Here is an 8,699-nt window from a genome sequence, read left to right as displayed (position 1 = left end):
CATGCAGCTTGAAGGATTGCAGAGCTTGAGCGACAATCAGACCGCACGGCTCTCCGCCGTGATTAACTGATCGGGGACCCAGCCCCTTGAGAATCACATCTCATACACCACACCTGGGGACACAATCGATATCGAATGTAAAAGCACCCAAATCTGTCCCATTCCCACCAATTGGCAACGGAATCTGATAATCATCTAGCCAACCTCCCTTCGGCCGAGCACAGTGACGGGTGTGCTGGCCTGAATCCATCTCTAGTGATTTCTGTCTGCGCGTTGGGATAACGCGGCGGCGGGCGGTGGGGTGGGGCGCAGGAAATCACTTCAAGCCGCCCACCCGATTCGAACCTAGTCCCGCCTTGCGGGGCCTATGGCACAAACCCTGTTTGCAGACCTGCCTCGCCTCCGTGGCGCTCAACGTGCGGCGCGGGATCCGGCAGCATGGCATTCCGATCCTAAAAGAGATGGTGGATGCGGACGCCAGCGGTGAAGTGCGCCATTTTGAGGCCGCTCACGTGGCGGCCATTGCAGACGACGCGGTACGCGGCACCTGGCAACGGCTGCAGCAACAGCAGGCGCTGACCGGCAAATGGATCATCTTTGGCGTGCACGAGGAAATCAATTGAAGGCATGTGTATTTTGGAGAGAATCACCGCAGTTCTTATTTTACATAATATAGATTATGCGAAATTGCAGCGAAAGCCGTGTAAGCCAGCTTTGCTTATTTTGCGCTACTCATTACAATGTAAAAACTACGTAGGCACCTACTAATCATATGAACGAAATTGTCAATCCCTTCATTACGGACTACAACCAGCAACAAGGTGGCGCCAGCATTGGTGCGCGCTTGCGTCGTCTGTCGGAACGCATCGATCGCGATGCCAACCGCGTGTACGCCAGTCTGGGACTGGAGTTTGAGCAACGCTGGATGGGAACGCTGAATCAACTGCATTTGAACGGCAACATGTCGGTCAATGAAATCGCGGCGGCGCTTGGCATCAGTCATCCTTCTGTGAGCCAGACGCGTCGCTCTCTCCTTGACACCGGACTGATCGCTGAGCATCCGGATCCCAATGACGGGCGTCGGCGCACGCTGGCGCTGACGGCGGCTGGGAAATCCCTGGTTATGCGCTTATTGCCAGTTTGGGCAGCGCTGGATGTCGCTGCGCTCGCGCTCAATGCGGAGGCTGGCGATCTGGTGTCGGGCCTGACCGAGCTGGATCGGGCGCTGAACCAGCAATCCTTGTTTGAACGCGTCAGCGCCCAGCTGGCTGCCACTCCAGCACGCCAAGGCCGGTCATGAAGCCCACTCTACGCACGTTTGCGCTCGTTCTGTGCGCGTCTGCCAGCATAGCGCATGGCCAAGCGATCACGCCATGGGGCGTGGATCTGGCCGGCATGGATCGGTCGATCAAGCCTGGCGACGATTTTTTCCGCTACAGCGGCGGCAACTGGATGCATACCACGCCGATCCCGCCGGATCGCACCAAATGGAGTACGTTCTACATATTGCGCGCTCAGGCGGAGGCCGAGGTGCAGTCGATTGTCGAGGCGCTGCTGGCCCAGCCCCAGGCGCCAGGATCAAACGGCCAGAAAATCGTTGATTTTTACACCGCATTTCTCGACACGGACGCCATCGAGCGAGCCGGCCTGGCGCCGGTGCGCGACGATCTGGCTGCCATCGCGGCGGCGCGCAGCCATGAGGAGATCGCACGCCTGATGGGACGTCCGGAGCTGCATGCGGACGGCCCGATGTCGCTCACGGTGTGGCCGGACGCGAAGAATCCGGATCGCTACGGCATCAATATCGTCCAATCCGGCTTGAGTTTGCCGGGCCGCGACGTCTATCTGCAAAGCGATGCAAGGGCGACTGCCACACGCGCGGCCTACCGTCTATACATCGCGCAGATGCTGAAGCAGGTGAATTGGCCCGACGCCGACCGCGCCGCCGACGCGGTGCTGGCCCTGGAAACCGCCATCGCCACCTGCCACTGGACGGCGGAAAAACGCGCTGATCGTGACCAGACTTATCACCCGCAATCGCGGGCCGCGCTGATCGCCTTCGCGCCCTCTTTCCCCTGGGCCGACATGCTGGACGCGCAAGGCATCCCGCAGCAGAATTTTTTTGTGGTCAAGGAAGACACGGCGATCGCCGCTCTGGCCGAACTGTTCCGCGCGACGCCCGTGGCGGACTGGCGCGCCTATCTCGCCTTCCACTACCTGCAAGGCATGGCCGACCTGCTGCCGCGCGCCATCGACGAGCTGCATTTCGATTTCAACGGCCGCACCTTGTCAGGCCAACAGCAGCAAAGAGCCCGCTGGAGCCGTGCGACGGCCGCGCTGAATACTGCGCTGGGCGAAGCCATCGGCGAATTCTACGTGGCCCGCCATTTCACGCCGCAAGCCAGGTCACAGGTGGCCGAGCTGGTTGAAAATCTGCGCGCGGCTTATCGCGAACGCATCAAGCAGCTGGATTGGATGAAGCCATCCACCAAACTGGCCGCGCTCGACAAGCTGGATAAACTGCGCGTCAAGATCGGCTATCCAGAGCAGTGGCGCGACTACAGCAGTCTGGTCGTGCGCGCGGACGACCCGGTGGGCAATCGCAAACGCGCCCGCCTGTGGGAATGGCGTCGTCTCACCACACGCCTGAATCAGCGCGCCGATCGCGACGAATGGGGTATGACGCCGCAAACGGTGAACGCCTATTACAACGCCTTCTTCAATGAGATCGTATTCCCGGCCGCGATTCTTCAACCGCCCTATTTCGATCCAAAGGCTGATCTGGCCGTCAACTATGGCGGCGTAGGTGGCGTGATCGGGCACGAGATGAGTCATGTCTTTGACGATCAGGGCGCAAAGTCGGATGCCAATGGCGCGCTGCGGCCATGGTGGCAAGAGGCTGATCTGGCCAATTTCCGCGCCCGCACTGCACGTCTCGTGCGGCAATTCGACCAGTATGAAGCGCTGCCAGGCTTGCGCGTGAACGGCCAGCTCACCTTGGGCGAAAACATTGGCGACAACGGCGGGCTGGCGATCGCCTTCGACGCCTATCAGCGCGCACTACATGGAGGCCCGGCGCCCGTGCTGGACGGCTTCAGCGGGCCGCAGCGCTTCTTTTTGTCTTGGGCACAGACCTACCGCGAAAATATCCGGGAAGCGCAATTGCGGATCGACCTGCGCAACGATCCGCACAGCCCCGCGCAGTACCGGGTCAACGGCGTGGTCCGCAATCTCGATGCCTGGTACGAGGCTTTCGGCATACTTCCGGAGCAGAAGCTTTATCTGGCGCCAACCGATCGTGTACGGATCTGGTAAATTCCATTCACATTAAGGCGCTAATCTGTACTGAGTGGGATTTGATCTGACATCGCGTGTCAGGTACGACGCAGATTCCTCCCCGTTGCCGTCATTCCGGCGTAGGCCGGAATCCATAGGTCAGAAGTGTGCCGGCGAAGTACGGCTTCCCGCTTTCGCGGGAAGCCATTGCGACTGGTACGAGCAATGACGGAACTACTGTTAACGTATGCGGGAATCGCAAAACCCGCACTGCGGCCAACAGAGGTCGGACCCGTACGGGTCCGACCCCGACCTTTTTTGGGGGCTACGCGGCTCAATCCACCGCCGGCATTTTCTGATACAAAACTCTAACTCATCTGACAGTTCGTGTCAGATCAAGTCTGAGCCAGTACAGCTAATCGAAGTGACATTCCGGAAGCTCTTTTTTATTCCCACTCTGTTTGGTCGAACAACCTGGCGGAGCAGAACTATAGGGAAATACCTCCATGTCACTGCAGACGTCCGCGTCCCCTGCTACGAGCTCACCGTTTTTTTGTAAACACAGTTCGATCGGGTCACCCGGGCGGCTGGGAACTCTCATCCGGGTGAGTTTGCCTTGTTCGAAAATGCCAACCATGATCTGAAACCACTGACCATTATCCTCGCCCCAAACCGTCTGGCAGCCTGAATATGCATCTCCCATTTCAGCCTTGCGCGGGAATACCTTGATTAAATTCCCATGAACTTTGGCTTCACCGGACGCAGCAGGCGGCGCCAGTAGCCTACAGTTCAGCAAAGGTTCAACTGCGGCATCTGCAAATGCACTTTTGTTTGGCATTTGCAATATCAAAAACGCTGCAATAAGTATATTTTTCGTCAAATGAAAACCTACATTCATGTTTTTACGGCGCCTAGCGAAAGTGACCAACTCCTACTTGCGCTGCAAAGCCATGAAAAGCGAGTTAAAGAAAGCAAAGGATGGTTTTGAAGACATTACCCATTTTGGTTTCTCATATTGAATCACTTCCCACATTAACCTGATCAGTGCTTCATCAGAGCGAAGCCGTTGAATCATCGGCAGCATCAACGTATCAAAATCTGCCAGCCAGCTCTTCAGTCCAGGCGGCTCTGTATCGGCCAGTGTGAAAGACCAGCAGGGATTGCTGTCTGATGGTGCGGAGGCCCATTTCAGATGCGCCAAACTAATCGCCATACAGGGAATGTAACCCTCGTGCTCTTTTCCATCTTTTAGCGACCAACGCGGCCACGGATCGGAAGCCAAGGTTTTTTCATTGAGCGTCTTCGATAAGACTACGGCAGAACAATCAAAGAAACGCACACCATGGTGTCCACTGGCACTGCTGATGCTGAGATCGACGGCAATGGTATCGCAAACCTGGATTGAATAAGGAACCAACGAAACATGCGACCAAGTCAATGGCCCCTTAAATCCGCGGCTTTGCAGCGCCTCGCTAACAAACGCAAATCCTTCCTCGGCGGCGGCGCCCCATTTCTCCTGGATCTTCTTCGGGACTAAAAACGTCATTTAATGCAGCCTCACTCGCTCCTCAATAGCTCCAGCACGTCAGGAGCATAATTCAATTGGGTAGCCATACTACCGAACTTTTCGGTAGGAAATATATCCAATCGTCACCAGAATACCGACGGCACCTGCAACGCAGGGATGGCGGAAATTATCGTAACGCGTTACTATAAATATGGAACAATGAATTCACGGAGCGTCATGTCCCAAGCAAAGCGCGGCCGCGGCCGCCCTGCCTCCGGCACCGCCATGTCCAGTGCCGAACGTCAGAAAGCCTACCGCGACCGCAAGCGGGCTGAAAAGATAGCGATCATCAATTCCCGTAACGCGTTACAAGAATTACCGGATGATGGATCGCCCCGCCGCCTGATTGCCGAACTGGACAAGGCGCACAGAACGATCGAGGAACTGCGCCGCGAAAACGCCCTGCTCCGCGAGGAGCTTCAGGCCTTGCGGCGCTAGTTCAGCTCAATCCATGTGGAACACCTGACGCATCATGGCCCAGTGCTCGCCTTCGGCGCGGCTGGCCAGCGGCACCTGGCACGGCGAGCAGAAGGTCCACCAGCGCCGGGTCTCGGGATCGGCTGCCACTGCGCGCATGTCGGCATCGAAATCAGTGCCGTGATATTCCCAGTAGCCGAACAGCAGATTTTCCGGCTCGCGCAGGAAAATCGTGTAGTTGCGCACGTTGGCCGCGGCCAGCGTGGCCAGTACCTGCGGCCACACGGCGGCGTGCAATGTCTTGTATTCGTCGATCTTGCCGGGTTCGATGCCGATCACCATGCCCATCCGTTCCATACCTGCTCCTTGTCGAGATCAAAAAAGTGCCGCCGCCTGACACGCCGGCACGTCGTGGTGTATGCTATCTATCCAGTACAAGCATCCACCGTTTCCTACCCATATGGCCAAGCTTCCGATCACCACCCGGCGCAGCATCAATCTTTTGCTGGACCACGCCGCCCAACACCTCAACGTGGGCGATCCGCTGCCCACCGAGATGCGGATGACCGAGATCGTCGAGAGCAGCCGTACCGCCGTGCGCAGCGCGCTGGCCCACCTGGCCGAGCACGGCCTGATCGCCGGCATGCAGCAGCGCTTCCTGCTGCGCAAGCCCAGGCCCGACGATTACTTCGACGTGGCCGAACTGCACAGCGCCACCGAGCAGTTGCAGCAGGTGCTGATGGAGCGCATCTACCAGCGCGACCTGCCGCCAGGCGCGGAGTTTACCGAGGTTGAACTGTCGCGCGCAGCCGGCGTCAGCACCATCGCCGTGCGCGAATTCCTGATCGGTTTCGCGCGCAACGGCCTGATCGAAAAGAACCCGCGCGGCAGCTGGCGCCTGTGCGCGTTTGATACCCAATACGCCGAAGAACTTGGCGAAGTGCGCGAGATGTTCGAACTCAAGGCCATCGAACGCATCGCCACGTTGCCGCCGGATGCGCCGGCCTTCGAACGCCTGCGTGATCTGCTGGCACGCCATGAGGCGCTGGGCAAGGAGCCGGCGGAACGCCACGCCGAATTCCCCGCGCTGGACCGGGAGTTCCATACCTTCCTGATCGGGCTGCTGGAAAACCGCTTCGCCAACAGCCTGAACGACGTGGTGTCGATGGTCTACCACTATCATTACCAGTGGGACAAGCGCGACGAGATTCCACGCAACCAGTATGCGGTGCAGGAGCATCTGGCGATTTTGCGCCCGCTGGTGAAGGGCGACGCCACCGCCGCCATGGCCGCCATGCGCACCCACCTGGGCTCGTCCCGGTCCACCATGCTCAACGCCCTGCGCCGGCGCGAATCCATGCTCAAGCGTTCAGCGTGATGAAACCACCGTCGATCGGATAGTCGCTGCCGGTGATGAAGGCGGCTTCGTCGCTGCACAAATAGAGCACCAGCGCCGCCACCTCGTCCGGACGCGCCATGCGGCCGATCGGCTGCGTTTTTGACAGCCGCTCGAACATCTCCGCCTCCTGGCCCGGATAATTGCGCGCCAGGAAGCCATCGACAAACGGCGTATGCACGCGCCCCGGCGAAATCGAATTGCAACGGATGCCGTCCGCAAGATAGTCCTTGGCCACCGACAGCGTCATGGCCATCAGCGCGCCCTTGGCGGCGGAATAGGCGAAGCGCTCCGGCACCGCCACCCACGCCGCCACCGACGCCATGTTGAGGATCACGCCGCCGCCGTTTTGCTGCAGGCGCGGGATGGCGGCGTGCAGGCAGTTGTAAGCGCCCTTGACGTTGACGCCGATGACGCGATCGAAGTCTTCCTCGCTGGTGTTGCCGGCCGTGCCGACGTGCGCGACGCCGGCGTTGTTGATCAGGATGCCCAGCGGGCCGATGGCCTCGAAGCAGGCGTGCACCTCGGCCTGGCGCGTGACGTCGCAAGCGTGCGAATGGGCTTGACCGCCCTCCTCGCGGATGGCGTGCGCGACCTGCCTGCCCGCCTCCGCGCTGACGTCCAGGATGTGCACGACCGCACCGCGTTGCGCCAGCAGCATGGCGGTGGCCTTGCCGATGCCGCTGCCGCCGCCGGTGATGACCGCTTTTTTTCCTGTCAGTTCAAACATGGGCAATGCTCCCTGTGGAGGTGGCGGCCGCCGCCGGTTGCGCTTCCCGCAGCACCGCCCGCGCGAACCAGGCGATCACCACGAAGCACAGCAAGGGCGCGGCGTAGCCGTATTGAAGATTGTGGGTGGCGTCGCTGATGTAGCCGAACACCAGCGGCAGCACCGCCCCGCCAACGATGGACATGATGATCAGGCTGCTGCCCATTTCGGTGTCGGGTCCCGCGTTGTCGATACCGAGCGAGAAAATGGTGGGGAACATGATGGACATGAAAAACGCGATGCCGATCACCGCCGCCAGGCTGGTCAAACCGCTGCTGAACATGGCCACGGCACACAGCGCCACGCTGGCCAATGCATAGGCCAGCAGCAGGCGCGCCGGCACGATGTATTTCATCAGCCAGGTGCCGGCGAAGCGGCCGACCACGAACGCGCAACCGCAGCCCCAGCCCAGGTAGTCGGCCGCGACGATCTGCGACACGCCGGCCGCCTTGGTGGCGTACAGAATAAAGAAGCTGAACACGCACACCTGCGCCCCCACGTAGAAGAACTGGGCAACAACGGCACGCCGGATCGAGGCCCGCGCCAGCGCGCGCGCAATCGCGCCCCGCGCCGGCGCGGCACGGCCGGTCTGGCCAGCGCCGATGGCGGGCAGCTTGAGGAAGAAGAATACCGTCGCAATCGCCACGATCACCAGCGCGATCGCCAGGTAAGGTCCTTTGACGCTGGCCGCCTCCGCCGCCAGCACGGCCTGACGCGCGCTGTCGGACATGGCCTGCAATTGCGCATCGCTGGCGCCATCGACCAGGATCAGGCGCGCGCCGGCGATCGGCGCCAGCGTGGCGGCCAGGCCGTTGAATGACTGTGCCAGGTTCAGGCGCTGGGTGGCCTGTTCCGGGCGGCCCAGCAGCGTGATGTAGGGATTGGCCGCGGTTTCCAGCACGGTCAGGCCGCAGGCGATGATGAACAGCGCGCCCAGGAAGTACACGTAGCGCTGGGTGTCGGCCGCTGGAATGAACAGCAGCGCGCCGGCGGCAAACAGCGCCAGGCCGGACAGCATGGCGGCCTTGTAGCCGGCCTTGCGGATCAGCAGGCCGGCCGGCAGCGCCATCAGGAAGTAGGCGATGAACACCGCCGAATCGACCAGCGCCGATTGCAGCACGGTCAGGCTGAACGATCTGCGCAGATGCGGGATCAGTATCGGATCGAGATTATGGACGAAGCCCCACATGAAAAACAGCGAGGTGATCATCACAAAGGCAAACCGGTAGGTCTGGCGCTGGCTTGATTCATTCATGCTTGTTTGTCTCCTATGT

The 8,699-nt window shown here is 60.2% G+C and carries 10 protein-coding genes; 5 read left to right on the top strand and 5 right to left on the bottom strand.

Annotated features, from left to right (window positions below; translation table 11 throughout):
• Positions 1-383: 383 nt before the first annotated feature.
• The 3 genes from ABDW57_RS25345 to ABDW57_RS25335 all read left to right on the top strand — a co-directional run bounded on the left by ABDW57_RS25345 (position 384) and on the right by ABDW57_RS25335 (position 3,315).
• Complete coding sequence (locus tag ABDW57_RS25345) at positions 384-623, top strand: hypothetical protein (protein ID WP_343732916.1); 240 nt, start codon at positions 384-386, stop codon at positions 621-623.
• Between the two features lie 149 nt (positions 624-772).
• Positions 773-1,300: a MarR family transcriptional regulator gene (locus tag ABDW57_RS25340; protein WP_343732915.1), complete on the top strand. Its 528-nt coding sequence runs from the start codon at positions 773-775 to the stop codon at positions 1,298-1,300.
• A complete protein-coding gene (locus tag ABDW57_RS25335; protein ID WP_343732914.1) occupies positions 1,297-3,315 on the top strand; it encodes a M13 family metallopeptidase in 2,019 nt (672 codons plus the stop codon). The genes ABDW57_RS25340 and ABDW57_RS25335 overlap by 4 nt, the downstream gene beginning before the upstream one ends.
• Before the next feature lie 376 nt (positions 3,316-3,691).
• On the opposite strand, the gene ABDW57_RS25330 is transcribed toward ABDW57_RS25335, so the two are convergent.
• Positions 3,692-4,174, bottom strand: coding sequence for a hypothetical protein (locus ABDW57_RS25330; RefSeq protein WP_343732913.1), 483 nt, complete (start codon positions 4,172-4,174; stop codon positions 3,692-3,694).
• Between the two features lie 33 nt (positions 4,175-4,207).
• The gene (locus ABDW57_RS25325) at positions 4,208-4,822 is read right to left on the bottom strand and encodes a hypothetical protein (protein ID WP_343732912.1); all 615 of its coding nucleotides are present in this window, start codon (positions 4,820-4,822) and stop codon (positions 4,208-4,210) included.
• Between the two features lie 198 nt (positions 4,823-5,020).
• On the opposite strand from ABDW57_RS25325, the gene ABDW57_RS25320 reads away from it, so the two are divergent.
• Positions 5,021-5,281, top strand: a complete 261-nt coding sequence (locus ABDW57_RS25320; protein ID WP_343732911.1) for a hypothetical protein — start codon at positions 5,021-5,023, stop codon at positions 5,279-5,281.
• A 6-nt stretch (positions 5,282-5,287) separates the two neighbouring features.
• Here the strand turns inward: ABDW57_RS25320 and ABDW57_RS25315 are convergent, their stop codons facing one another.
• A complete protein-coding gene (locus tag ABDW57_RS25315) occupies positions 5,288-5,617 on the bottom strand; it encodes an L-rhamnose mutarotase (protein WP_343732910.1) in 330 nt (109 codons plus the stop codon).
• Positions 5,618-5,720: 103 nt separating this feature from the next.
• Here ABDW57_RS25315 and ABDW57_RS25310 point away from each other — a divergent pair, with 103 nt between their 5' ends.
• Complete coding sequence (locus tag ABDW57_RS25310) at positions 5,721-6,638, top strand: GntR family transcriptional regulator (RefSeq protein WP_343732909.1); 918 nt, start codon at positions 5,721-5,723, stop codon at positions 6,636-6,638.
• Here the strand turns inward: ABDW57_RS25310 and ABDW57_RS25305 are convergent.
• Positions 6,622-7,386: an SDR family oxidoreductase gene (locus ABDW57_RS25305; protein WP_343732908.1), complete on the bottom strand. Its 765-nt coding sequence runs from the start codon at positions 7,384-7,386 to the stop codon at positions 6,622-6,624. The genes ABDW57_RS25310 and ABDW57_RS25305 overlap by 17 nt on opposite strands.
• Positions 7,379-8,680, bottom strand: a complete 1,302-nt coding sequence (gene fucP / locus ABDW57_RS25300) for an L-fucose:H+ symporter permease (RefSeq protein ID WP_343732907.1) — start codon at positions 8,678-8,680, stop codon at positions 7,379-7,381. Before fucP ends, ABDW57_RS25305 begins: the two co-directional genes overlap by 8 nt.
• Positions 8,681-8,699 lie beyond the last annotated feature (19 nt).

It is taken from the genome of Duganella sp. (assembly GCF_039595735.1).
Taxonomy (GTDB): domain Bacteria; phylum Pseudomonadota; class Gammaproteobacteria; order Burkholderiales; family Burkholderiaceae_D; genus Rugamonas.
This window is presented reverse-complemented; position numbering and strand designations above follow the sequence as displayed.